This is a genomic window from Sorangium sp. So ce296 (genome assembly GCF_051529605.1).
In the GTDB taxonomy this organism is placed as follows: Bacteria; Myxococcota_A; Polyangia; order Polyangiales; family Polyangiaceae; genus Sorangium; species Sorangium cellulosum_D.
This window is the reverse complement of record NZ_CP150325.1, coordinates 5,233,923-5,256,849: the sequence shown is the minus strand read 5'-3', so window position 1 is coordinate 5,256,849 and position 22,927 is coordinate 5,233,923. Positions and strand designations below refer to the sequence as shown.

General features: G+C 71.3%; 23 protein-coding genes. 15 read left to right on the top strand and 8 right to left on the bottom strand.

Annotated features, from left to right (window positions below):
• The first annotated feature begins 132 nt into the window (after nucleotides 1-132).
• Both WME98_RS19585 and WME98_RS19580 read left to right on the top strand, forming a co-directional pair.
• Nucleotides 133-399: a hypothetical protein gene (locus tag WME98_RS19585; RefSeq protein ID WP_437952645.1), complete on the top strand. Its 267-nt coding sequence runs from the start codon at nucleotides 133-135 to the stop codon at nucleotides 397-399.
• Nucleotides 400-481: 82 nt separating this feature from the next.
• A complete protein-coding gene (locus tag WME98_RS19580) occupies nucleotides 482-955 on the top strand; it encodes a nucleotidyltransferase (RefSeq protein WP_437952644.1) in 474 nt (157 codons plus the stop codon).
• An 83-nt stretch (nucleotides 956-1,038) separates the two neighbouring features.
• On the opposite strand, the gene WME98_RS19575 is transcribed toward WME98_RS19580, so the two are convergent.
• The gene (locus WME98_RS19575) at nucleotides 1,039-1,620 is read right to left on the bottom strand and encodes a hypothetical protein (protein ID WP_437952643.1); all 582 of its coding nucleotides are present in this window, start codon (nucleotides 1,618-1,620) and stop codon (nucleotides 1,039-1,041) included.
• 227 nt (nucleotides 1,621-1,847) lie between these two features.
• On the opposite strand from WME98_RS19575, the gene WME98_RS19570 reads away from it, so the two are divergent.
• The gene (locus tag WME98_RS19570; RefSeq protein ID WP_437952642.1) at nucleotides 1,848-2,939 is read left to right on the top strand and encodes an aldo/keto reductase; all 1,092 of its coding nucleotides are present in this window, start codon (nucleotides 1,848-1,850) and stop codon (nucleotides 2,937-2,939) included.
• 48 nt (nucleotides 2,940-2,987) lie between these two features.
• Here WME98_RS19570 and WME98_RS19565 read toward each other — a convergent pair whose 3' ends face one another.
• Nucleotides 2,988-4,235, bottom strand: a complete 1,248-nt coding sequence (locus WME98_RS19565; protein ID WP_437954009.1) for an MFS transporter — start codon at nucleotides 4,233-4,235, stop codon at nucleotides 2,988-2,990.
• A 74-nt stretch (nucleotides 4,236-4,309) separates the two neighbouring features.
• Between WME98_RS19565 and WME98_RS19560 the strand changes: the two genes are divergently transcribed.
• From WME98_RS19560 to WME98_RS19550, 3 genes are all read left to right on the top strand, one after another.
• Nucleotides 4,310-5,260: a LysR family transcriptional regulator gene (locus WME98_RS19560; protein WP_437952641.1), complete on the top strand. Its 951-nt coding sequence runs from the start codon at nucleotides 4,310-4,312 to the stop codon at nucleotides 5,258-5,260.
• A gap of 121 nt (nucleotides 5,261-5,381) precedes the next feature.
• A complete protein-coding gene (locus WME98_RS19555) occupies nucleotides 5,382-5,978 on the top strand; it encodes a DUF4291 domain-containing protein (RefSeq protein ID WP_437952640.1) in 597 nt (198 codons plus the stop codon).
• On the top strand, nucleotides 5,975-6,838 hold the full coding sequence (locus WME98_RS19550) for a DUF3626 domain-containing protein (RefSeq protein WP_437952639.1): 864 nt from the start codon (nucleotides 5,975-5,977) through the stop codon (nucleotides 6,836-6,838). The genes WME98_RS19555 and WME98_RS19550 overlap by 4 nt, the downstream gene beginning before the upstream one ends.
• Before the next feature lie 35 nt (nucleotides 6,839-6,873).
• Here the strand turns inward: WME98_RS19550 and WME98_RS19545 are convergent, their stop codons facing one another.
• Entirely contained in the window at nucleotides 6,874-7,761 is an 888-nt protein-coding gene (locus tag WME98_RS19545; RefSeq protein ID WP_437952638.1) for a LysR family transcriptional regulator, read from the bottom strand.
• 118 nt (nucleotides 7,762-7,879) lie between these two features.
• Between WME98_RS19545 and WME98_RS19540 the strand changes: the two genes are divergently transcribed.
• The 6 genes from WME98_RS19540 to WME98_RS19515 all read left to right on the top strand — a co-directional run bounded on the left by WME98_RS19540 (nucleotide 7,880) and on the right by WME98_RS19515 (nucleotide 13,594).
• A complete protein-coding gene (locus tag WME98_RS19540; protein ID WP_437952637.1) occupies nucleotides 7,880-8,785 on the top strand; it encodes a polysaccharide deacetylase family protein in 906 nt (301 codons plus the stop codon).
• A gap of 263 nt (nucleotides 8,786-9,048) precedes the next feature.
• Complete coding sequence (locus WME98_RS19535; RefSeq protein ID WP_437952636.1) at nucleotides 9,049-9,897, top strand: SDR family oxidoreductase; 849 nt, start codon at nucleotides 9,049-9,051, stop codon at nucleotides 9,895-9,897.
• 31 nt (nucleotides 9,898-9,928) lie between these two features.
• Nucleotides 9,929-10,507: a hypothetical protein gene (locus tag WME98_RS19530; RefSeq protein WP_437952635.1), complete on the top strand. Its 579-nt coding sequence runs from the start codon at nucleotides 9,929-9,931 to the stop codon at nucleotides 10,505-10,507.
• Nucleotides 10,508-11,041: 534 nt separating this feature from the next.
• On the top strand, nucleotides 11,042-12,571 hold the full coding sequence (locus tag WME98_RS19525) for a non-reducing end alpha-L-arabinofuranosidase family hydrolase (RefSeq protein WP_437952634.1): 1,530 nt from the start codon (nucleotides 11,042-11,044) through the stop codon (nucleotides 12,569-12,571).
• 252 nt (nucleotides 12,572-12,823) lie between these two features.
• Entirely contained in the window at nucleotides 12,824-13,114 is a 291-nt protein-coding gene (locus tag WME98_RS19520) for a hypothetical protein (RefSeq protein ID WP_437334555.1), read from the top strand.
• 234 nt (nucleotides 13,115-13,348) lie between these two features.
• A complete protein-coding gene (locus WME98_RS19515; protein ID WP_437952633.1) occupies nucleotides 13,349-13,594 on the top strand; it encodes a hypothetical protein in 246 nt (81 codons plus the stop codon).
• A 27-nt stretch (nucleotides 13,595-13,621) separates the two neighbouring features.
• On the opposite strand, the gene WME98_RS19510 is transcribed toward WME98_RS19515, so the two are convergent.
• Nucleotides 13,622-13,765 carry a hypothetical protein gene (locus WME98_RS19510; RefSeq protein ID WP_437952632.1) on the bottom strand — a complete coding sequence of 48 codons (144 nt, stop codon included), beginning with the start codon at nucleotides 13,763-13,765 and terminating at the stop codon, nucleotides 13,622-13,624.
• A gap of 417 nt (nucleotides 13,766-14,182) precedes the next feature.
• On the opposite strand from WME98_RS19510, the gene WME98_RS19505 reads away from it, so the two are divergent.
• On the top strand, nucleotides 14,183-15,136 hold the full coding sequence (locus WME98_RS19505) for a hypothetical protein (protein ID WP_437952631.1): 954 nt from the start codon (nucleotides 14,183-14,185) through the stop codon (nucleotides 15,134-15,136).
• Between the two features lie 91 nt (nucleotides 15,137-15,227).
• On the opposite strand, the gene WME98_RS19500 is transcribed toward WME98_RS19505, so the two are convergent.
• Entirely contained in the window at nucleotides 15,228-15,875 is a 648-nt protein-coding gene (locus WME98_RS19500) for a TetR/AcrR family transcriptional regulator (protein ID WP_437952630.1), read from the bottom strand.
• Nucleotides 15,876-16,004: 129 nt separating this feature from the next.
• Here WME98_RS19500 and WME98_RS19495 point away from each other — a divergent pair, with 129 nt between their 5' ends.
• Nucleotides 16,005-16,775 (top strand): SDR family NAD(P)-dependent oxidoreductase, encoded by a 771-nt coding sequence (locus WME98_RS19495; RefSeq protein ID WP_437952629.1) that lies wholly within the window; start codon nucleotides 16,005-16,007, stop codon nucleotides 16,773-16,775.
• A gap of 253 nt (nucleotides 16,776-17,028) precedes the next feature.
• On the top strand, nucleotides 17,029-17,220 hold the full coding sequence (locus WME98_RS19490; protein ID WP_437952628.1) for a hypothetical protein: 192 nt from the start codon (nucleotides 17,029-17,031) through the stop codon (nucleotides 17,218-17,220).
• Nucleotides 17,221-17,328: 108 nt separating this feature from the next.
• On the opposite strand, the gene WME98_RS19485 is transcribed toward WME98_RS19490, so the two are convergent.
• From WME98_RS19485 to WME98_RS19475, 3 genes are read right to left on the bottom strand one after another with little or no spacing between them, the layout of a single operon-like run.
• Nucleotides 17,329-19,572, bottom strand: coding sequence for a hypothetical protein (locus tag WME98_RS19485; protein ID WP_437952627.1), 2,244 nt, complete (start codon nucleotides 19,570-19,572; stop codon nucleotides 17,329-17,331).
• Between the two features lie 9 nt (nucleotides 19,573-19,581).
• The gene (locus WME98_RS19480; protein ID WP_437952626.1) at nucleotides 19,582-21,627 is read right to left on the bottom strand and encodes a DCC1-like thiol-disulfide oxidoreductase family protein; all 2,046 of its coding nucleotides are present in this window, start codon (nucleotides 21,625-21,627) and stop codon (nucleotides 19,582-19,584) included.
• Entirely contained in the window at nucleotides 21,624-22,724 is a 1,101-nt protein-coding gene (locus WME98_RS19475; RefSeq protein WP_437952625.1) for a tryptophan 2,3-dioxygenase family protein, read from the bottom strand. Before WME98_RS19475 ends, WME98_RS19480 begins: the two co-directional genes overlap by 4 nt.
• Nucleotides 22,725-22,927: the final 203 nt, after the last annotated feature.

The following is a 22,927-nucleotide window of genomic DNA, read 5'->3' as shown; positions in this document are numbered from 1 at the left end:
TACGGGCTCACCTCGGTGCTCGCGCCGCAGATCCCTGGGCCTCGCCGCCTCCAGGATGACGCACAGGAGCGCCGCGGGCCGAGACACGGGTCCGCGTCCCGCGGCGCTGCCGGTCGTGGTAGTCTGAGCACGATGCGCAACGCTGACGAGCTCCGGCGGTTCGCTCGCCAGGGCTGGGTGGCCGCCCAGCGCGACAAGGAGCTCTACTGGCGCGACTGGAAGAGGCAGCACGGCCCTGCCGCCGGGATCCGGATCGCCGATGAGCTCCGCAAGCAAGTCCTCGCGCAAAAGCCCGGCTGGCCGAGCGCGGAAGAACGCCGCGAAGACCTCGCCACGCACCTCCGCGTCCTCGAGGCCCTCGACCGCGTCCCGCCCCGCCCCCGTCGCCCTGCTCGCTGATCTTGCCGGGGCGCTGCGGAGGCGGCGCCTCCGCTGGTATGTCTTCGGCGCGCAGGCCGCCGTGGCCTACGGGAGGCCCCGCATGACCGCGGACGTCGACGTCACCGTCGACCTCGCGCACACCAGCACGCTCGCGCTCGTGGACGACCTCTCGCGCGCGGGCTTCGACCTCCGGATCCACCTGGGCGAGGACTTCCTCCGCGACGCCCGCCTGCTCCCGCTCGTGCACCGCCCGACCTGCATGCCCATCGACGTCGTGATCGCGGCGTCGAGCCTGCACGTCGAGTTCCTGGCGCGCCGCAGGGTGATCGACCTCGGCGGCGTGCGCGTCCCGATGATCAGCCCGGAAGACCTGGTCGTCACGAAGGTCCTGGCCGGCCGCCCGAAGGACCTCGAGGACGTACGCGGCGTGCTGATCGAGCAGCGCGACCTCGACCTCGACCGCATCCGCGATCTCCTCGGCGAGCTCGAGGCCGCCCTCGGCGAGGACAGGTTGCTCCGCCGCCTCGAGCGCCTGATCCGCAAGGCACGCACCACCGTCGCGCGCCGGCAATGAGATGAACGGACCCGACGGGGTTGACACCTGCCCCGCCTGACCGGGTCGGATGGGCCGGCCCGCAGCGACGAAGTCGACGCTCACTATCCCCTCTTCGCTATCCCGCCTCTGGCCCTCTCCGCGGCCGCTTTCCCCGCGTTCTTCGCCGGCGCCTTCTTCGCCGCCGCCTTCTTCGCCGCCGCCTTCTTCGTCGCCATCTTCTTCGTTTCCACCGCCTTCTTCTTCGCCGGCGCCTCGCCCCGCTTTCGCCGCTCTCCCGGTACCTTCCCGATGCGCGGATCGCCCGCATGAATGAGCGCGCACGCGCGCAGGGCGGCCTCCTCGAAATCGGGCGCGTTCGCCGGGAGCACCTGCCAGCCTGTCACGTCGCGCCCGAGCACCGCGATGCTCCGCATGTTCGGGAACTCCGCGCGCAGGGATGCGTGGTGCTCCTCCGTCGTGGCGAGCCAGACGCCGTTGTCCTGCGGCGGCGCGGGCTTGTCGCGCAGGGCGAAGACGATCTTGTCTTCGACATAGACCGCCACGCAGCCGAACATCGGCCGCGTCTCGGGCCCGAGCGGGGCCAGCGCCTCGAGCACGAACTCGTGCGGTACCGGCTTGCGCCTCCTCGCGGCGAACACGTCGTCCGCCGGCGCAGCTCGACCGCTCCTCCTGGGCTTGCTCATGGCGACAAGGATAGACGAAGACGGCGGCCACCCTCGCGCGCAAGCGTCCTCGTGATCCCCCTGCGGGATCCTGGACGACATGGCCGCGCTGCTCCTTGACAAACGGAACAACGTTCCGTATTGATCCCGGCAGAAACGGAACAATGTTCCGTGTAGCTCAACCAAGACCCTCATGCGCAACCGCGACGCTGCGGATCTGCGAGCGGGGAAGCCCACGGAGAGAGCCCATGCCCCTGAATCACTACGTCACCCTCGGCCGCTCAGGCCTCCGCGTCAGCCCCTTCTGCCTGGGCGCGATGACGTTCGGCGAAGACCTCGGCCCCGGCTTCGGCTCGAGCGTGAAGGAGTCGGAGCAGATCATCGACCGGTACCTCGAGCTCGGCGGCAACTTCATCGATACCGCCAACTTCTACACGCGCGGCCATTCCGAGAAGATCATCGGTGACCACCTGGCGCACGACCGGGAGAAGCGCGACCGGGTGGTCATCGCCACCAAGTTCAGCGGCAACCTCTACCCCGGCGACCCCAACGGCGGCGGTTCCAACCGAAAGGCGATCGTCGCGGCCTGCGAGCAGTCCCTGCGCCGCCTGCGCACCGATTACATCGACCTCTACTACCTGCACATCTGGGACAAGCACACGCCCATCGAGGAGACCGTCGCAGCGATGCACGACCTCGTGCAGTCGGGGAAGGTCCGCTATCTCGGCATCTCGGATACCCCGGCATGGAAGGTCGCGCAGGCGCAGCTGCTCGCGCAGTTCCGCGGGTGGGCGCCGTTCATCGCGCTGCAGATCGAGTACTCGCTCGCCGAGCGCACCGTCGAGGGTGAGCTCGTCCCCATGGCGCGGGAGCTGGGGCTGGGCGTCGTGCCGTGGTCGCCGCTGGCGAGCGGTCGGCTGAGCGGGAAGTACACCCGGGAGAACGCGGGCAAGGTGACCGGAGGCCGCGCCGCCATGGTCGCGGGGCGGGTGCAGGACAAGGACTACGCGATCGTCGATGTGCTCGCCCGCATCGCCAAGGAGCTGGACACCACGGTTCCCCGCGTGGCGCTGGCCTGGGTGCGCTCGCAGCCCGGCGTGGCGTCGACCATCATCGGAGGACGGACCCTCGCGCACATCGAGGACAACGTGCAGGCGCTCGAGGTGACGTTGACGGCCGAGCAGGTCGCGGCGCTCGACGCGGTCTCCGCGCCGCAGCTGCCGTTCCCCATCCCTTTTCTGCGGCTCGCGCCGGGGGTCTACGGCGGCGGGACGACGATCAATGGGGAGGCGTCGCAGCCTTCGCCCATCATGCCGCAGCGCCGCGGCGAGCATTACTGAGCTGCTCCACGCGCAGGCCGGGCATCGGGGGTCGACCTTCGCGAGCGGTCACGCGCGCGGCGCCCGGCGCGCCGCCGGCCAGAGCCGGACGAGGAGCGCGCCGGCCGCCGTCGACGAGGCGAGCGCCGTCACCGCGAGCCAGCCCCACTGAGCGAAGAGCGCGCCGCCCAGCGCGGCGCCGAGGGCCATGCCGACGAACATGCCGACGAAGAGCACGGCGTTGAGGCGGCTGCGCGCGCCGGGCTCGATGCCATAGACGATGGTCTGGTGCGCCACCAGCGCGGCCTGGATGCCGAAATCGAAGGCGACGGCGCTGGCGCCGAGCAGCCACAGCCGCCCGTGGGCCGACAGCCAGGGCGACAGCGCCATGGCGGCGAAGGCCACGACCGCGAGGGCGGCGCCCATGCGCGTCACCAGCTCGGGCCCGCGGCGGTCGGCGATGCGGCCGGCCAGCGGCGCCGCCACCGCGCCCGCCGCGCCGGCCAGGCCGAAGGCCCCCGCCGCCGCGCTGCCGAGGTGGAACGGCGCGCCGTGCAGCATCACGGCGAGCGTGGACCAGAACGCGCTGAACCCCACCGCCAGCAGCCCCTGGGCCAGCGCCGCGCGGCGCAAGGCGCCGTGGCGCCTCCACAGCTCGGCCAGGGAGCCGAGCAGCGCGGCGTAGCTCAGCCGCGTGGTCGGCTGAAAGCGCGGCAGCCCGCGCCACATCGCCGCGCCGAGCAGGGCGATGCTCGCCGCGGCGGCGACGAACACCGCGCGCCAGCCGAAATGCTCCGCCACGAAGCCGCTGACCACGCGGGACAGCAGGATGCCCAGCAGCAGGCCGGTCATGACGGTGCCGACCACCTTGCCGCGGTCCGCCTCGGGGGCCAGCGTCGCGGCCGCGGGCACGATGTCCTGCGCCAGGGTCGCGGTGAGGCCGGTGATCAGGCTGGCGATCAGCAGCGCGCCGATCCCGTGAGCGGCGCCGCCGAGCAGCAGCGCGGCCGCCAGCACGGCCGCCTTGGCCAGGATGATGCGCCGCCGATCGTAGCGGTCGCCGAGCGGCGCAAGCAGCAGGATGCCCAGCGCATAGCCCAGCTGCGCCAGCGTGGGCACGAGGCCGAGCGCGCGGCCTCCCGCGCCGAGGTCGGCCCCCAGCACGCCGAGCATGGGCTGGCTGTAGTAGAGCGAGGCCGCGGCCAGGCCCGCGCCGGTGGCGAGCAGCAGCACAAGGGCGGCGGGCAGGGGCGCCGCGGACGCGGCGGGCGCCGTCTGGAGGGCAGGGGTTGTATGCGTCAGCGGAATGGCTTCCATGGTGCACGCAGTATGTGGAGCGCTGCTCCGGCGCTGTAGTGGCGTGCGGCGCACGACGGTTATACGCTCGACGCATGACCAGGCCGGCGCCGCCCTCCCCACCGTCGATGGACCGCGTCGCCCTGTTGCAGACGTTCGTGCGGATCGTCGAGGCAGGGAGCCTGTCGGCCGCGGCCGCCCAGCTGGGGACGACGCAGCCCACCGTGAGCCGCCGCCTGCAGGCGCTGGAGCGGTCGCTGGGCCTGCCGCTGCTGCAGCGCTCGACGCACACGATGAAGCTGACCGAGGACGGCGAGCGCTGCTTCGAGCGGGCCAAGGCGCTGCTGGCGAGCCTGGACGCGCTCGAGTCGGACCTGCGGGGCGACCGCGACCAGCCCGACGGGACGCTGCGCGTGGTCGTGCCGCACGCGTTCGGCCAGCACCAGCTGGTCAAGCCGCTGGCCGACTACCTGCGCCGCTACCCGCGCGTCTCGGTCGAGTGGCTGCTGCGCGACGGGCCGCCGAGCTTCATCGCCGACGGCATCGACTGCGCGATCCTGGTCGGCGCGGTGGCCGATCCGGCGGTGGTGGCGATCCGCCTGGCCGAGGTGCCGCGCATCGTGGCCGCCGCGCCCTCGGTGCTCGGCCGGGTCGCGCCGCCGGATCATCCATCGGCGCTGGCCGACCTGCCCTGGCTCTCGCTGCGCACGTATTACCGCGACACGATCGCGCTGACGCACGCGCCGGGCGGCGAGCGGATCGAGCTCGCGATCCGCCCGCGCATGAGCACCGACAGCCTGTACGCCCTGCGCAGCGCCGCGCTGATGGGCCTCGGCGTCTGCGTGAGCTCGTCCTGGCTGGTCGCCGACGACCTGGCGGCGCGGCGGCTTCTGCACCTCGCACCGGCGTGGCAGGCGGATCCGCTGCCCGTCTACCTGGTTTATCCCCAGGCGCGCTTCTATCCGGCCCGGCTGCGGCGCTTCATCGAGGCGATGCGGGCGTCCGTGCCGGCGGTGGTCGACGGCGCGGCGGCCCGGCGCGGCTGACCGCGCGGCATGGGCCCGGCCTCGCGCAGGCGCCCGCTCGCGGCGGTCGAGGCCGCGTGGCGATTCACGACCCCGCAGGGTAGTCTGCCCTCCGGTCACGGCGATCGCGAGAGTGGACCGCATGCCGAAGCTTCACGAGATCCGAGCGGACTACGACGCGGAGACCATCGTCGTGTACCAGGCCTACGCGCCGGCGATCGCCGAGCCCGCGCTCGCCGCCCAGCGGTTCGTCGCTCCGTTCTCGTTCGGTCGCATGACGTGGATCAAGCCGTCGTTCCTCTGGCTCATGCACCGCAGCAACTGGGGGCGAAAGCCCGGTCAGGAGCGGATCCTCGCCGTCCGCGTCCGGCGGACCGGCTGGGAGCGGGCGCTCTCCCTCGCCGTCCTCACCTCCCCGGAAGCGACGGTGTTCCGCGCGCCGGACGCGTGGAGCAGGGCGTTCGCCGAAGCCAAGGTGCACGTCCAGTGGGACACCGAGCGCAACCTCCGAGGCGGCCCGCTGCCTTATTACAGCATCCAGGTCGGCATCGGCCGCGACCTCATCCGCGAGTACGCAGAGAGCTGGGTCGCCGCCGTCGAGGACAGGACCCCCCTGGTCCGGAAGATGTACCAGCAGATGCAGGCCGGCCGCGCGGACAGCGCGGCGAAGCTGCTGCCTCGCGAGAGGCGCTACGCCGTCGACGGGATGATCGCCGAGCGGCTGCTCATCGACCCATGACGAGACAGGGCTGGACTCCGCCGGTCGGGTCGGCACAGGCGCGGGCGCTCGCCCATGTCGCTTCGCTCAGCGCTGGGGAGAGCGCCGACCCGACGTTGCGCGTGACCTTGAACTTCCATCCGGACCGGCTCCACCGCGGCGTCCCCGTGCTGCGGGCGCTCGCGGCCGATGGCGTCTACCGCTCGCAGTTCGAGACCGGGACGAGCAACGGTGGGCTGACCGCGCACCCGGGGGGCGACCGCTGGCGCTGGGAGAGCCGGATATTCGGCGGCGCCTACGACGACGCCCCGCCAGCCGAGCGGCCCAAGTACGGCACGCTGAACTACCGCCGGCGCGCGACCGGCGGCTCGCCGCGCTTCGGCTCCGCTCACCTCCGCCTGCGCCCCGAGGTGCTGAGCCGCTGCACGTTTTGCTACCCCGACAGCGTCTTCGAGCCCGTCCACTTCGGCGTCGCCTCCCGCATGTCGCTCATCCCGCTCGCCGAAGCGGACGAGCGAGACGCGCTCGATGACTACATCGAGGCGCACGTGCACGGGCCGCTTCGCTTGGGCGATGACGTCGAGGCGCTCGTCCTGGACCCGTGCTATCGCGGCACCGAGGTGGACGCGCTGGCGCGCGAGCTCCCGTGTCCGCTCGAGTGGCACGCCGGGTTCCGTCTCCCGGTGGAGGTGCTGCGCCAGCATCCAGAATACCGCGGACCTCGGTACGTCGAGCTCGGGCTGGCGCTCGCCGTCGACGGCTATCTCACGCCTGCGCTCATCGGCGACGCCGCCCGCGGCGGGCAGCACGACCCGCAGGATCTCAAAAGGGTGTGGCACTACCTCGCGCGGTTCGGCGACCTCGCCTGTCCCGCCTCCTGACGGCCGCCGTCCCCTGGCAGCGAACGGCGTGTCGGTCACGCCGGGAACAGATGCTGCGCCATGAAGTCCGCAAAAGCCCTGAGCTTTGGCGACACGTAGCGGCTCGAGGGCCATAGCAGCCGGAACAGGCCCGCGTGATGGGTGTGGCTGTCGAGCACGGTGACGAGCGCGCCGTCGTCGAGCTGACGGCGGACGGCGAAATCCGGCAGGCAGGCGATGCCGAGCCCCTGCTCGGCCATGTGGATCAGAGGCTCGATCGTGTTCACCACCGCCGTCGTCGGCAGATCGATCTCGATGTGCTTGCGCCCGCGGCGCAGCGGCCACGGCTCGAGCTTGCCGCTGGTCGCGTAGCGATGATGCAGGCAGGCGTGAGACCTGAGGTCCTCCGGCCTCCGCGGGATACCCCTCCGCGCGAGGTAATCGGGCGCGCCGACGAGCTTGAGCCGGAAGGTGCCCAGCGCGCGGGCCATCAGCCGTGAGTCGCGGTTCTCGCCCGCGCGCACCACGGCGTCGAAGCCCTCCTCGATCACGTCGACGAGCCGGTCCGAGAAATCGAGGTCGAGCTCGATCTCGGGATAGGCTCGCATGAACGCGCTCAGCGCCGGCATCATCAGCATGCCGGCGAGCGGCAGGCTCACGCGCAGCTTGCCGCGCGGCGCGCCCTGCGTCTGCGCGAGCTCCAGCTCGGCCGCCTCGATCTCGGCGAAGACGCGCCGGCACCGCTCGAGGAAGAGCGCGCCCTCCGGCGTCAGCGTGATCGTGCGCGTCGAGCGGTGGAAGAGCCGCACGCCCAGCCGCTCCTCCAGCCGCGCGACCGCCTTACCGATCGCCGACGACGACACGCCGAGCTGCCGCCCCGCGACCGTGAAGCTGCGCGTCTGAGCGGCCTGAACGAAGGCGTTGAGCGGGCCGAGGCTGTCCATTCGCGCCGTCTCCATTTCGGACACCTGGATCCGAAGTGTTCGGAACTATAGCGTCGTTGTCCATGATGTCGAGCGGAGGTAGCGTGTCCACCAGGCTTCCCAACCAAGGAGAGAGTCCATGTCGCACGCTCCATCAGCGCCGCAGCAGCACGATCGTTTCCCGTATTCCGCCATCTCCGACCGTCCCCCGTTGCGCTGGCCGAACGGCGCGCGGGTGGCGGTCTGGGTCATTCCCAACATCGAGCACTTCCTGTTCGATCGCCCCTCCGCCTCGATCATCGCGGCGACCGCGGGCCTCGTGCCGGACGTGCTGAACTACTCCTGGCGCGACTACGGCGTCCGCGTCGGCGTCTGGCGGATGATGGATGTGATGGAGAAGCACGGGGTCAAGGGGACCGCGGCGCTCAACGCCGACGTCTGCCGGTATTATCCTCGCATCATCGAGGGGGGCAACGCGCTCGGCTGGGAGTGGATGGCCCACGGCACCAACAATTCCACGCTGATCAACGGCCAGTCGGAGGAGGAGGAGCGGCAGCTCATCGGCTCCGTGATCGAGACCGTCCGGCAGAGCACCGGCCAGCGGCCCCGCGGCTGGCTCAGCCCGGGGCTGACCGAATCGCACCGCACGCTCGACCTGCTCGCCGCGGCCGGCATCGAGTACGTCGCCAACTGGGTCAACGACGAGCAGCCCTACCCGATGCGGGTGAAGAGCGGCTCGGTGCTGTCGCTCCCGTACTCGGTCGAGATCAACGACTACACGGCTTTCCTCGAGCAAGGGCAGAGCGGCGAGACGTTCGGGCGGATGATCTGCGATCAGTTCGACGTCCTCTACGAGGACGGCGCGCGCTCGGGGCGCGTCATGGCGATCTGCCTGCACCCGTTCCTGAGCGGGCACCCGCATCGCAGCAAGTACCTCGCCAGGGCGCTCGCCCACATCACCTCGCGCCGCGAGGTCTGGGTGACGACCGGCGGAGAGATCGCCGACTGGTACAACACTATGGCGCTACCTCGCGCGGTTCGGTGACCTCGTCTGTCCCGCCCGCTGAGCAGAGCCGGCCAGACCGGCTGCGCATGAGCGCGGCTGTCACCCTGCCGCCGTGACGCGACGCGGCCAGGTGGACAGGTCGCGGGCGGACCGCGCAGCGCGCGTGCAACAAACGAGCAGAATTCTTCCAATACATTGGCGTGAAGTCCAACGCTCGAGAGGCGCCGCTGCATGCTGCTCTCCGGACGCCCCCGCCGACGGGGCGAGGGCGATGAACCACGGATCAGGAGAAGGAGCGGCAGATGATCCTCGTGACCGGAGCGACAGGGAACGTCGGCGGCGCGGTGCTCGAGCAGCTCGTCGAGGCGGGCCACCCGGTCCGCGCGCTCGTGCGCGACCCGGCGAGGCTGGCAGGGCGCGGCGGCGAGGTCGCCGTCGTGAAGGGCGATCTCTCGAAGCATGAGACGCTCGACGCGGCGTTCGCGGGCGTGGACAGGGCATTTCTGGTCTGCGCCGGCGGCGACCTGCCAGAGCTCGCCGGCAACGCGGCCGGCGCGGCGAAGAAGGCGGGCGTGAAGCACATCGTGCTGCTCTCGTCGTCGAGCGTCGTCAGCGCGCCCGACATCCAGATCGGCCGCTGGCACCGCGAGGCCGAGGCGAGGGTCAAGGCGTCGGGCGTCGGCTGGACGATGATCCGGCCGGGAGGGTTCGCCTCGAACACGCTCCAGTGGGCCGGGTCCATCAAGGCGCAGGGCGCGGTGTTCCAGCCCCTGGGCGATGCCAAGACGAGGCCCATCGACGAGCGCGACATCGCGGCGGTCGCGGTGAAGGCGCTGACCTCGGCGGGGCACGAAGGCAAGGAGTACGTGCTCGCCGGGCCGGAGGCCCTGAGCGCGGCGGAGCAGGTGGCGAAGATCGGCGCCGCGATCGGGCGACCGCTCAGGTACGTCGACGTGAGCGAGGACGCCGCCCGCGAGCAGATGGCGAAGGCGGGGCTCCCCGACGTGTTCATTGGCGCCGTGCTCGAGGCGTTCGCGCTGATCAGGGGCGGCAAGGGCGAGGAGCCCTCGCCCACGGTCGAGCAGTTCCTCGGGCGCAGGGCGCGGACGTTCGACGAGTGGCTGGAGCGCCACGTGGAGGCGTTCCGATAACGCGGCTGCAGCTCGCGAGAGAGGAGAGAGCATGGCATCGAGAGCGAAGAGGATCCTGGTCATCGGCAAGAGGGCCGATATCCTCGAGCGGAGCGTGGCGGCGCTGAACCAGCAGGGGCACTCGGCGGTCGGCACGTCGAGCGAGTCGGCGGACGCGGAGTTCCACGCCGGCGACTTCGACCTCATCACCATCGGCGGCGGCGTGGACGCCGTCACCCGGGCGCGCTTCCACGCGCGCTTCAAGGAGCAGAACAAGGACGTGATGGTGCTGGACGTGTACGCCCCGATCGCCGGCCAGCAGATCGCATGGGCGCTCAGGCGATCTTCCGTCGAGGGGGAGTTCGGGCGCGCCTTCTCGGTGACCGAGGGCGCGGGCGCCTTCGTCGCGCGCGCGACGATCGAGCGCGCCTGCGCGCTGCGCCTCGAGATCTACAGCTACCCCGGCGCTGCCCTGGAGCCGGAGATCGCGCGCATCGTCGACACCTCGGTTACCCCGGGGACGCACGAGTTCAGGCTCGAGGAGGAGCTCGTGCGCAACGGGTTCATGGCGGTGCTGACCTTGAACGGCGAGGAGCACCACCTGCACCGCCTGCAGCAGCGCCTGGGCTGAGCCGCGCGGCGCCGTCGACGGCGGGGCCGACGGCCCGGTGCGCGGCCGAGGCCCGAGCTCGATCCGCCCGCGCGAACGGCCATAGCGGTTCACCACCCCGCAGGTCGTCCCCCGTCGGCCCGCAGCGATCGCGAAGAGCGGACATGGAGCTTCATGTGCGCGCTCACCTTCTGGGCTCCCACCTCGGGCCGGATGTCGACGCGCTCGTCGGGTCAGGGATGTAGCGCGCGGGCGGATGGAATCCATCCATGCTCGAGTCTTTCATCCGCATTCAGAAGGATGGCCGCGGGTCGGTGAATTCGCGTTGACATCGACAATGTGAACGCTCACATTGGGGCGCGGTAGCATTCTTTTCCTTTGTTCAGGCTGGCTGCGGTGTGACAGCGGTCACGGCCACGAGCCCCGACATTCGCTCGCACATCTTCAGCATCGCCTCGGATCCATGCCGCGTGTGGTCATCGACACAGGCATCGTGTGGCGGCTGCTCGACGGTGAAACCTTGCAGTTCGGCCGCTCCGGCCGTGGAGAACCCTTATGCGCATCCCCTATTTGCTTAGCTGCATCTCCGCCTCTGTCGCGTGCTGCTCGCTCGCGTGCGTCTCCGTACCTTCTGACCACGAAGACAGCGAGTCCCTGGACTCCGAGCTGAAGAGCCCGGACGGCACGATGGAGGCGGACCTCGCGCTGCAATCGCAGTGGGGAACCGGGTACTGCGCGAACGTCACGGTGAAGAACACGGGCGACAGCGCGGTCACCTCCTGGGGGGTCGTCGTCGGGCTCAACGGCTCGACGCTGGGCAACGCGTGGAACGCGCGCGTCACCGCGTCGGGCGGGCAGATCCAGGCGGCCAACGAGAACTACAACGGGACGCTGGGTCCGGGCGCCTCGGCCACGTGGGGGTTCTGCGCCAACGGCACCGGGAAGCCGGCGATCGCGTCGGTGAGCGGCGGCGGAGGCTCGGGCGCCAGCGCGAGCGCCTCCTCGAGCAGCAGCGCGAGCTCGTCCGCGAGCTCCTCGGCGAGCAGCGGCGCCGGATCGGGCGGGGCCGGCGGCGCGGGCGGCGGCGGTGGCGCGGGCGGGTCCACGAGCACCGGCGGCGGCGCGGGGGGCGGCGGCGGCGCGGGGGGCAGCACGGGCGCTGGCTGCGGCGTGCCCACGAGCTTCGAATGGACGGCGTCGCCCCCGCTGATCACGCCGCCGAGCGGCTCCGTGTCGATCAAGGACCCGACCGTTCTCTTCCATGACGGCAAGTGGCACGTGTACGCGACGCACTACTCCGGCGGCTACAACATGACGTATCTGAACTTCACCGACTGGGACCAGGCCGGGTCGGCGCCGAAGACGCTCCTGAGCACGAACCGCAACCTGACCGGCTACAAGTGCGCCCCGCAGCTCTTCTATTTCTCACCGCAGAAGCTGTGGTACCTCGTCTACCAGACACAGCCGCCTGCCTACTCGACAAGCACGAACCCGAGCGACGTCAGGTCCTGGTCGGCGCCGAAGACGTTCATCGCGAGGGAGCCCGCCATCGTCACCGAGAACAAGGGCTCGGGCACGTGGATCGACTTCTGGGTGATCTGCGACGACGCGAATTGCTACCTGTTCTTCTCGGATGACAACGGGCATCTCTATCGGAGCCAGACCAGCAAGTCGAGCTTCCCGAACGGCTTCGGCACGCCGGTCATCGCCCTGAGCGACTCCAGGTTCGCCTTGTTCGAGGCCGCCAACGTCTACAAGATCAAGGGCAGCAACAAGTACCTCCTGATCCACGAGGCCATCGGCGATGGCCGGTATTTCCGCTCCTGGACGGCGGACAGGCTCGACGGGGCGTGGACGCCGCTCGCGGCCACGCAGGCCAACCCCTTCGCGGGGAAGAGCAACGTCTCCGGCGCCGGCTGGTCGAACGACGGGATCAGCCACGGCGAGATGCTCCGCGACAACCCCGACGAGACGATGACGATCGACACGTGCAACATGCGATACCTGTTCCAGGGCCGCACCCGGGCCGGGAGCAGCTACGACCTGAACGAGTACAGCCTCGGGTTGCTCACGGCCGTGCCGTGAGCGCGCGTGCGCGCAGGGCGAGGGGGGGCAGCTCGGCAGCGACGACGACTTCGGCGCCCTCGCCGAGCTCGACGGGAGCCTCGGCCGCCACCGCGCTGGGGAGCGCTATCCGGACGACGCGCCTCGACCGAACACGGAGCGCGCTCCGCCCTGCCCACCCCTATGCCGGGTGACGAGCCAGGGTCGCCCGAGGTACACTGCGCCCGATGCGGCTCGCCATCGGCCTGTCACAAGCCGAAGCTGGGAGGACGAGTGGACGAGAACGTTAAGGAGTTCCTCGGCATCGGGAAGCATGACTTCTGGTACTATCCGGGCCTGGCCATGGCGATCGGATCGTTCTGGGTCTCCAGCCCAGCTGCAGTCGTCGCCCTGCTCGTGATTTCGACCGGGCTTCTGGTGGTCTTCCTCGTAAAATCCACGCCACGCTACCTCGGGTCGCGCGAGCTCCACCGCGGCACCCGCGTCTTCGGTCTCGTCGGGAACGTCTTCCTGGTTCTGATGCAGATCGCCATCGTGGTCTTCCGCGTCCTCCGGCTCTCGTAGCCTTCCGCAACTCGCCTGGCGCGGTCGTCCGCGCGACCTTGCTCTGGTCCCGACACCCTCCTTCAGCATTCGCCAGCCGCTCCAGATCGCCGTCAGCCTCGGCGGCGACGAGGCGGTTCGTCTCCAGCGCGTTCGTGAACGCGGGGAGCTCGTCGAGCTCCACCCCCGGCGCGGCGCGGCCCTCGCCCCGGCGCCGAGGGCGCGCAGGGCAGGATCGCGCCGTTCGCGCCGCAGATGGCGCTCACGCCCTGCGAGGACCCGGGCGGCGTCGCGTGCTCGCCCGACGGCGGCCGGGCGCGGATCTGCACAGGCGCGGTCGCCTCGGAGAACGACTGCGGCGCGATCGGGGGCGCGTGCGTCGCCGAGGGCGGCGGTGCCCGCTGCGCGCGCCCGTCGGACGCGTGCGCGCCGTCGGACGAGGGCGTCGACGCGCGCGAAGGCACCGTCCTCTCGCTGTGCGTGAAAAGCCTCGGCTCGTAGCCGGCACCATGGAGCCGCAAAGACCAGTCAATAATGCGGTCCGATCTGGCTTTTATTATTGAGGGCGAACAGCCATTCTTCCGGCCCGAGGACGACGTTCGCGCGAACGCGCGCAAGTTCGTTGAAGATTACGACCCCTATTCGATCATGATGACCACCGATCTCTTCCACGATGAAGCGTGTAGAAAAATCGCTTCTCTCCACAAGCCACACAAGAGGTCCGAGACCTAGTTTCGGTTCTGGCGGCGGCCGCCAGAGTCAGACGTGCGAGAGGCACCAGCTGGAGGCGCCACCGTCGAGTAGGGCCCCTGGATCGCCCAGGGGGCCCTCTCAGAGACCGGACTTGTGGACCTCACATCCGGCTCTTCGGGACGCCGGCATCCGTGGTCGCCCCGTTGTCCGGGGCAACCCAAGCCGGGTTGGGCGACCGATGCGGGCCGGCGGCCCTCGGGCTCCACCTGCCCGCCGGCGGTTCGCGAGGCCGCCGCCGCCATGGCGCCGCCACCCGCCCGCGGCGCGCGCCGCCGCCCGCATCGCGAGGTTTTCGCCCCCCGCGCCCCTGGCACGCGCCCTGCCATGGGCCCGCGCATGGGAGACGCCGACATCGCCTTGCGCCACCTCGCCCGGAGGCGCCCCGAGGACCTGGTGCGCGCCCTCGTCCCCGAGGTCCGCGCCATCGAGGTCCTCGGCTGGGTCGACAGCCAGGTCACGACCCTCGAGCGCCGCCTCGACAAGGCCCTGCGCCTGCGGGTCGACGAGCAGCCGCGCGTGCTGCACATCGAGTTCTGCTTCGCGCTCCGCGACGACGTCCCGGATCGCGTCTTCGAGTACCTCGGCTTCCTCTTCGCCGCGCTCCGGCGCGAGACCCCTGGCGAGCCGGTGCCGCCGATCGAGAGCGTCGCCGTGGTCCTGTCGGGCCGCAGGCGGCGCTTGCCGGCATCGGGCGAGCGCCGCATCGCCTGGCCGGGGCGGCCGTTCAGCGGCGCGCGCTTCCGCGTCGACGCCGTCTACCAGCGCACCGTCGCCGAGCTGCGGGCGCGCGGCAGCGTGCTCTGGCTGGTGTTCGCGCCGCTCGCGCGCGACGCGACCGCGGCGGCGCTGCGGGAGGTCGTCGCCGAGATCCACGCGAGGGCAGCGACGGCCGAGGAGCGGGCCGAGCTGTACACGGCGCTGCTCGTGATGGCGACCGTCGATCCCTGGGGGCATACTCTGCACAAGGAGCTGGTCAAGATGGTGGAGGACAAGGAAGAGGGGCTGCTCCGGCGCACGCCGATCATCGGCGAGATGATCATCGAGGCCGAGCAACGTGGAGAGCTGCGCGGCGAGCAACGCGGAGAGCAACGCGGCAAACAGGAGGCGATCCTCGAGCTGCTCGGCCGCCTCTTCGCGCGGCGGATCGGCCGGCGGCCGACGGCCGAAGAAGAGCGCATGATCCTCGAGCGAGCCCATGCGGTCGGCCCCGGCGAGGTCGAGGACGCCTTGCTCGATCTCGAGGGCGAGGCGCTTGTCCGCTGGCTCGCGGAGCCGATTCGCCCCTCGTGAGCTCCGAGCGCGGTCCGCGGGGCCATGAGCCCGCAGAACGCGACCTGCCATCATCCCTCGAGCGACCGACTCACACGGCCCGCCGCGCCGCTCACCGACGGCGGCGAGGTGCGCCGTTGGCCGGGGGACTTCCACGCTCCTTCGGCGCGAGCGTGGCCAGCGCCGCGCACGCGAGGTCGGGCAGCGTCGCCTTCATCCACGCGGGGTCCACGGCGCCGGGCGCCGAGAAGTAAGCGCGGCAGGCCTGGTGCGCCGGGCCGAGCAGCACGACGTCGACCATCACCTCGGACGAGCGCGCCCCGGCGAGGACGCCGAGCTCCGCGAGGTGCGCCGTCATCTCCGCCTTGAGCCGCGCCTTCGTCTCCCGCAGCGCGGCGCGGTGATGCCCGTCGAGCTCCAGCGCGAGCGCCTGGTACATGAAGCGCGCCTCGGCCTCGTGGTCGAGCACCCACGTCAGGTGCGCCGAGACCAGCGCCCGCACCGCCGAGCGCGCCGTCCTGGCAGTGCGCACGCGCGCGGTGACGTCCCCCAGCAGCCGCTCGAAGGTCCGCTCGAGCAGCGCCGCCACCAGCGCCGGGAAGTCCTCGAAGAGGTGGTACACGCTCGATGGGCTCGCCCCCGCCTCCTTGCGGACGTCCTCGATGCCGGTGCGCAAGAGGCCCCGCTGCTCAAAGCAGCGCAGCGCCGCGTCGAGCAGCGCTTCCCGGCGCGCCACGCCGCTCTGTCGCGCCACGGCCATGGCCCTCCCTACCGCAGCCCCGCGCCGCTGACCAGCGGCCCACCGCGGGCCAAAGTGGAAGAAATTTCCAATTTCATCATGGAAGTTTCTTCCAGTTCGGTTACCTTCTCGTCGAAAGCGAGGTGGCGCATGAAGCTGGGGCTGGAGAACAGGGCCGCGCTGGTGACCGGCGGCTCGCAGGGGATCGGCAAGGAGGTGGCGTTGCAGCTCGCGGCCGAGGGGGCCCGCGTGGCGCTCACCTACCGGAGCGAGCGTGAGAAGGCCGCGGAGGTCGTCCAGGCGATCGAGCGGCGAGGCGGCGAGGCGCTCGCGCTGGAGCTCGACCTCGGGTCGCTCGAGTCGGTCAAGGCGGCGGTCGCGGCCACCGTGGCGCGCTTCGGGCAGATCGATGTCCTCGTCAACAACGCGGTCCGCTGGAGCGAGCGCCTGCCCTGGGAGGCGCCGCGGTTCGAAGACATCCCGCTCGACGAATGGCTGGGCACCATCCACGACAACGTCGACGGCGCCTTCGCCGCCATCCAGGCCGCGGTGCCCTCCATGCGCGCCCGCGGCTGGGGCCGGATCGTCAACGTCTCCTCGGGCGTGGCGCTCGACGGCGTGGTGGGCGCCGGTCCTTACGCCGCCGCCAAGTCGGCGCTCCACGGGCTCACCGCGGTGCTGGCGCGCGAGCTCGGGCCGCACGGGATCTTGACCAACGTGGTGGTGCCAGGCCTGACCGTGACCGATCGGATGAGCGCGCGGGCGTCGCCGGACATGCTGGCGCAGCGCGGGAAGGCGTATCCCGTGGGGCGGCTCCTGGGGCCCGAGGAGGTCGCGCCCACCATCGTCTTCCTGTGCTCGGCCGCGAACACCGCGGTCACGGGGGAGATCATCCGCGCGAGCGGCGGCCGGCCGATGTGACGGGGGATTGGCGGGCTCCTCGCTGAGTAGTGATCAAATTTGAACATGAAGGCGGGAAGGAAACCTTGATGTTCTTCCCGCCTTCCCGCCTTCATGTGGACTCTCTCAGGGCAAAGTTGACCACTACCCCGCGGCGAGCACACGGAATACCGGAAGGTCAGGACGCCCTCTCTTCGTCGGAAAGCCGCGCTGGACGCCGCGGGAAGGGGCTCGACGTGCTCCGGGGTGACGTTAAACAACCCGTGCGGGCCGGGTGCTCGGGGCCGCCTGCAACGGCCTCACCTACTGCCAGTACGCGGTCGACCACCGTGTCATCGGAGATCCCGCGTACGGCTGCGCCAAGGGGTACTACGCCCGCTGGCAGTGCGGGCGCGGCGACGTGCGCAGCACGGCGGTCCCCGCCGAAGCGTCGGGCCGGACGGTGACGCTCCAGTGCCAGCGGTGACCGCCCTGCGACCGTCCGGGTGATCCGTCGCCCCGCCTCCCCGGAGTCGCGCGCTTCCGGCGGCGCGGGGCGGCTCGCCGCCGCCCCTCGCCTCCTCGCGACGCGGGCTCAATTCCCCGCGCTCTGCTCCTTCGGCGCCGGCGGCAGCGGCGGCAGCCCCGGACGCGGCCGATACCCCGGCTTCCGATACGACAGGATCGGGATCGCCTCGTTCTTGTACGGCGCGCTCTCCCCCGGCTTCGGGCACTGATCCCGCACCCAGTAGACGTCGAACGCGACGATCTGGTCGTCCGGCCGCCCGGTGCGCTCGTGGTACGCGAGCAGGTAGTCCTGGAGACCGGGCTTGCGGAACGGCTTGTTCCGGTCGAGCCGGATCCGGTTGAAATAGTCCTGCCGGATCTGCCCGAGCCCGAGCCCCCGCGCGTCGGAGAGGTCGAGATCGGGCGGGAGCCCCGTGAACGGATCCACGTGCCGCCCATCGACGGTGATCGCGTCGACGCTGATCGACCCGTCCTCGGTGATCGGGTTCGGGGCGAACATCCCCCACCCCTGGAGCAGGCGCGGATACACGATCGTCGCCTGCACGATCTTCGGCTGAGCGTGCTTGAGGACGGCAGGCACGCTCTTGTTCTCGTTGATGGCCTGGCTCACGGCGCAGAGCCCGAGGTACGCGACCAGCGCCTCCCGCGCGATCGCCCGGCCGCGGGCGACCTGCTCCGCGAGCGGCGACGGGCTCCCCGCCGCCAGCGCCCTCGCGCGCGGCGGCCGCGTCAGCCCGAAGAACGTGGCGACGGCGTCGCGCCGCCGCGACACGGCCGCGAGCAGCGCGCCGGGCGCGCCGAGGCAGAGCGCCCAGACCAGCGGGCGGGCAAAGCGACCGCCGGGGAGCGCCTGCAGGATTTCGCGCAGCGCCGCGGCGCCCCGGAACACGCGGCCATCCGACGGATCGCGCGCCTCGAAGAGCTCCGGCCGCGCCTCTACTCCCCCCACCGCCTCGCCTCCCCCCACGGCCTCCCCTTCCCCCGCGGCCTCCGCCTCCGCCAAGGCCGGCGCGCGCGCCTCCTCGAACCGGAGCAGCTCGAGGTGATCGAGCCGGACCAGGAGCCGCATCAACGCGAAGGCGAGCGGCGAGCCCGCGTCGTAGACGACGACCCGCGGCGCCGCGCGGCGGCGATACCAGCGCTCGAGCGCGTCCCAGTGCTGCGACGTCGGCAGCAGGAACGACCAGCCGATCATGAACCACGAGAAGGGGCCGAGGCGCATCATCACGCCGAACGAGCCGTGCAAGGCCCACATCCCGACCATCGCCAGCGCGCGCGTGAAGCGGCGGCCGTAGGGCGAGAGGATCCACATCACGAGCAGCGCCTCGACCATCAGGACGCCCCAGGTGAGCCCCCGCTTCGCCCAGTAAGGGATGTACTCCCGCGCGACGACCGCGAGCCCCGTCACCATGCGGTCGAGGTGCAGCACATAATGCACCGTCTCGCCGCGACGCCAGATGAGGCCTGACTTGTTGACGACGTTGAAATAGTAGATGGTCGCCAGGTTGACGATCGCGAGGAGCACGATCCCCGAGACGTACGGGCGCACGGCCCACGCGGGGCGGCTCCGGTCCGCGAGATCCGCGGCCGTCCGCTCCTGCCGCTCGCGGTAGGAGCGGATCAGCGCGTCGACCGAGAAGCGCCTGCCGGTCGGCATGAACATCGCCCAGCAGGTGATGAGGTTCACGACGACATAGCCGCCGTTCTCGATCATGACGACCCGGTTGTCCCTGCTCGTCACGAGCAGGAAGGAGAGGATCGAGAACAGCCGCGTGTGCCAGCCGACGAAGAAGCAGAGGAAGCAGAAGAGCGAGAGCGCGAACGCGACGTGGACCTCTTCGATCGACGAGAACGCGTGATAGAGGCTGAAGTTGAATCCGCTGCTCGGGTGAAAGAGGTGGTAGTGGTTGGTGAGCACCCCGTCGTTGCTGTAGATCCAGCGCGCCTCGGCCCAGTGGCGCACGCAGTCGCTCGCCAGGAGGAAGCCGAGCACCAGCCTGAACAGGCCGAGCGTGCGGACGTCGATGGTGCAGTAATGCTCCTTGATCCAGCGCCCCGCGCGCCGGAGGCGCTCCCTCGCAGGCGGCCTCGGGGCGCCGGCTGCGGCCCGGGGCGGCGCGCCGTCGCCGGGGGACGCGCCGTCGCCGGGGGACGCGCTCTGCTCCGGCGCCTCCTCGCCAGCACGCGCGCTCTCCTCCGTCGGCTCCTGGCCGGGCGAGGCGCTCTGCTCCGGCGCCTCCTCGCCAGCACGCGCGCTCTCCTCCGGCGCGCCGCGATCGGCGGCGGTCGGATCCTCGTCAGGCTCACGCATGCGAGCGCCTCAGTTCGGCTTGATCGGTCGGGCGAGGCCCGGCGCGAGGGGCGGCATGCGCTCGCCGAGCTTCCCCATGCCACCCCGCGAGTGCGAGAACAGCTTCTCCCGCTCGAAGGCCGTGGGCGCGGGCTCGCCGGGCGCGGGGGTCGGCGCCGAGACCCAGTACGCGTCGTAGCCCGTCAGCGCCATCTCGCGCCCGCCCTCCTCCGAGAGCGGCCCGCCCTTCGCGAGGTAGTCGCGGAAGGCGCGCTGGAAATCGGACCACTCCGGCCGCCGGACGCGATCGAGGTAGTCGGACCAGAGCTGGCCGAGCCTCGCCCCGGGGTGCCCGTCCGGCTGCAGCCGCGGCTCCTCCCCGGTCAGCGGATCGATCGGCTGCTGCGCGCGCGTCTGGCCGTCGATCACCAGGAGCGCGTTGACCCGCGGCGGCTCGGGCGCCATCACGTCCCACCGCGCCAGCATGCGCGGCCACGACGCCACGCCGGCGAGCACCGGCCCCTGCGGGATGGCGGCCGCGCCGGGCAACGGGTTCTCCTTCGCTGTCTGCGCCAGCATCGCGGCGAGCACCACCAGCACCGCCGCCTCGCGCAGCGACCCCAGCGCGAGGCGCGCCACCCGCACCGCCGGCGCGGGGCTCGGCGGCGCGGCGCCCTCGTCGTCGCCGTCCGCGTGGCTCTCGTCGAACAGCGGGATCCCGCACGCCTGCTTGCCGAGGAGCGTGCTGATGTGGTGCCGGCGCGTCGCGACCACCTCGTAGAGCGCGTCGAGGAGGTGCGAGACGCCCGGCAGCTTGAGCGGCCAGGCGAGCCAGCCGAACGGCAGCGCCAGGAGCGCCTCGGTCACCGCCCCGCCCTGCGTGTGCACGCGCCCGTTCCGGTCGATCGCGAGCACCGTCCGCTCGACGAGCTCCGGCGTGACCTCCTTCGGCATCGGCACGCGCTCCGTGGCGCCCGTCTGGTTGCGGACGTAGAGCTCGTCGAGCGCGCCGTTGCCCTGGAAGGCCACGTGCCCGCGCAGATCGAGCCGCTTGATCAGGCGGCACAGCGTGAGGCACAGGCCGCAGTCGGCGTCGTACACGAGCGTACGCGCCCGCCGCTCGTTCCAGGAGCGCTCGTACGCGTCCCAGAGCTCGCCGGGGATCACGAGCGGCGCCGCGGCGGCGAGCCCCCAGCCGAACAGCCCGAGATCGAAGAAGACGCCGAGGATCAGCCCGTGCACCGCCATCAGCGCCGCGGCGGCCCCGCGCGTCCAGCGGAAGAGCGCGGGGACGACGATGAGCGCCGGGATCGCGAGCTGCATGGCCCACGTGCCGAACGTGAGCCCGCGCAGCGTGCCGAGCGGCAGGGCGTCGCGGAGCCAGGTGCCCGCGTCGCTCGCCAGGCGCTCGGCGTGGAGCGCGTAGTAGAACGCCGTGCCGTCGCGCCACGCCTCGCCGCGCTGCTGGAGCGCCGTACACAGGTAGATGAGCGCGAGCTGCAGCAGCACCGCCAGCGCGGCGAGCGACGTCGGCGACCACCCGGGCAGGCGCTCGGCCTCGATCTCGGCGTCCGAGGTCCGCGACCGGTCGTTCAGCTCCGTGTCGCGCTTCTCGTCCCGGAGCGCCAGCGAGGCGCGGAGGCTGTCGAGCGAGAGGCGGCTCCCGCAGGGCAGGAAGGCGGTGAACGCGAGCAGCGCGATCGCCGCGTAGTTGCCGGCGTTCTCGAGCAGGATGTTCCTCGACGTCAGGCTCACCAGCACGACGAGCGCGAGGACGTGGAAGACGCGCGTCCGGTAGCCGAGGAGGAACAGGGCGTAGACGACGAGCGCGAGCGCGAAGGCGAAGTGGGCCTCCCCCACCGTCGAGACGGCGTGGAATAGGCTGAAGACCTGCTGCTTGCCGCGGAGGTTGAAGAGGTGGTTGTGGTTCGGGAGGACGCCCTCGTTCGAGTAGAAGTCCCGCACCCACCGCCACCGCGCGAACAGGTCGGCGATGAGGACCAGCCCGAAGGTGATGCGAAACAACCCGAGCGAGCGGGCGTCGATGCGCAAGAAATGATCGCGAAGTGATTTCACGGAGAGTCCTCGACCCGGAATCCGTAATCCGATGCATGCTCGAGCTCGGGGACGCTCGGCTGTCGCAAGAGCAGGGACCGCACGGTCCAGAGATCGCCGAAGACGCGGTAGCGCAGCGCGGTCTGGTCGAGGTAGTCGACCCCCGCGGAGCCGCCGGTGCCCGTGCGCCGGCCGATCACCCGCTCGACCATCCGCGCGTGGCGCTGCCGCCAGATGAGCATGGCCTGCTCCATCTCCAGGATGCGGTCGAGCACCTCGCGCGGCCACGCGAGCCGGGGCAGATCGCGGTAGCTCTCGATGAAGACGATCGCCGCGCGGACGGCCCGCCGCTTCTCGCGCGTGGCCGCGTCGGCGCCCGGGTCGTCCTCGGCGAGCAGGAACGCCTCGGCGTTCGCGTTCTCGGCCTCGTACCGCGCGCGGAGCCGCTCGACGTCCGCCGGGCTGAGCGCCTTGCCGATCGCGATCTGCACCCGGCGCTCGTTCTCGGCGCGCATCGAGCGCATGTAGTTGCGCAGGAAGCGCAGGACCGCCTCCGGCTCGCTCGAGCCGTCGATCGGCGTCCGCGACAGCCACTCGTACAGGTAATGCTTGAGGCTCGGCCCGCTCGCGAGCCGCGCCTCGAGCCGGCGCGTCGCGGACGACGGCGACCCGTCGGCGGCCTTGAGCGCCTCCTTGTAGCTGCCCTCCCGGCCGAGCGGGATCCGGAGCGCGTCGTCGAGCCCCAGCAGGACCTCGATCTCGCGCAGCTGCGCCGACTGGAAGCCGCTCGCAGGGATGAGGCGATCCCGAAAATCCAAGTAATCCCGCGTCGTTAGCGTCTCCATCACCCGGAAGTGCTGGATCGCCTGCTCGAAGATGGTGACGACCCGCCGGAACGAGCGGGCCGCGGAGGCGAGCTTCTGATCGGGCACCGGGTTCTGGCGGAAGAGCTCGCGCGCCGAGGTGAGCTCGCGGAGGATGAGCTTGAACCAGAGCTCGTAGATCTGGTGGACGACGATGAACAGGGCCTCGTCGTTGCTGACCTTCTGCTCGTCGTCGTCGAATCCACCCTGGAGGGCGAGCAGCTCCTCGACGTGGATGTAATCCCAGTAGTTCATGTCGGTGGCGATCGCGAGACGGGCCGCCGGGGGAGCTCGCGCGGTGCGCCGGCGCCTCGAGCGGCGCCGGGAGTCTACTTCCCGCGACCCCGGAAACGGAAGTGCGCCGGCGCCGCGCGCACGGAAAGCGCGCCCGGTCCGGAGGGCGGTTTCACGGGCCCGCCGCGCCTTCCACCGGCGGGCGGCGCCGCGCGCTCACGGCG

Coding starts and splice junctions, on each gene's coding strand:
- WME98_RS19585 (WP_437952645.1), top strand. CDS start 133: ATGCGCAACGCTGACGAGCTCCGGCGGTTCGCTCGCCAGGGCTGGGTG.
- WME98_RS19580 (WP_437952644.1), top strand. CDS start 482: ATGACCGCGGACGTCGACGTCACCGTCGACCTCGCGCACACCAGCACG.
- WME98_RS19495 (WP_437952629.1), top strand. CDS start 16,005: ATGAAGCTGGGGCTGGAGAACAGGGCCGCGCTGGTGACCGGCGGCTCG.
- WME98_RS19560 (WP_437952641.1), top strand. CDS start 4,310: ATGACCAGGCCGGCGCCGCCCTCCCCACCGTCGATGGACCGCGTCGCC.
- WME98_RS19540 (WP_437952637.1), top strand. CDS start 7,880: ATGTCGCACGCTCCATCAGCGCCGCAGCAGCACGATCGTTTCCCGTAT.
- WME98_RS19565 (WP_437954009.1), bottom strand. CDS start 4,235: ATGGAAGCCATTCCGCTGACGCATACAACCCCTGCCCTCCAGACGGCG.
- WME98_RS19515 (WP_437952633.1), top strand. CDS start 13,349: ATGGCGCTCACGCCCTGCGAGGACCCGGGCGGCGTCGCGTGCTCGCCC.
- WME98_RS19525 (WP_437952634.1), top strand. CDS start 11,042: ATGCGCATCCCCTATTTGCTTAGCTGCATCTCCGCCTCTGTCGCGTGC.
- WME98_RS19535 (WP_437952636.1), top strand. CDS start 9,049: ATGATCCTCGTGACCGGAGCGACAGGGAACGTCGGCGGCGCGGTGCTC.
- WME98_RS19575 (WP_437952643.1), bottom strand. CDS start 1,620: ATGAGCAAGCCCAGGAGGAGCGGTCGAGCTGCGCCGGCGGACGACGTG.
- WME98_RS19570 (WP_437952642.1), top strand. CDS start 1,848: ATGCCCCTGAATCACTACGTCACCCTCGGCCGCTCAGGCCTCCGCGTC.
- WME98_RS19505 (WP_437952631.1), top strand. CDS start 14,183: ATGGGAGACGCCGACATCGCCTTGCGCCACCTCGCCCGGAGGCGCCCC.
- WME98_RS19500 (WP_437952630.1), bottom strand. CDS start 15,875: ATGGCCGTGGCGCGACAGAGCGGCGTGGCGCGCCGGGAAGCGCTGCTC.
- WME98_RS19485 (WP_437952627.1), bottom strand. CDS start 19,572: ATGCGTGAGCCTGACGAGGATCCGACCGCCGCCGATCGCGGCGCGCCG.
- WME98_RS19545 (WP_437952638.1), bottom strand. CDS start 7,761: ATGGACAGCCTCGGCCCGCTCAACGCCTTCGTTCAGGCCGCTCAGACG.
- WME98_RS19550 (WP_437952639.1), top strand. CDS start 5,975: ATGACGAGACAGGGCTGGACTCCGCCGGTCGGGTCGGCACAGGCGCGG.
- WME98_RS19475 (WP_437952625.1), bottom strand. CDS start 22,724: ATGAACTACTGGGATTACATCCACGTCGAGGAGCTGCTCGCCCTCCAG.
- WME98_RS19555 (WP_437952640.1), top strand. CDS start 5,382: ATGCCGAAGCTTCACGAGATCCGAGCGGACTACGACGCGGAGACCATC.
- WME98_RS19530 (WP_437952635.1), top strand. CDS start 9,929: ATGGCATCGAGAGCGAAGAGGATCCTGGTCATCGGCAAGAGGGCCGAT.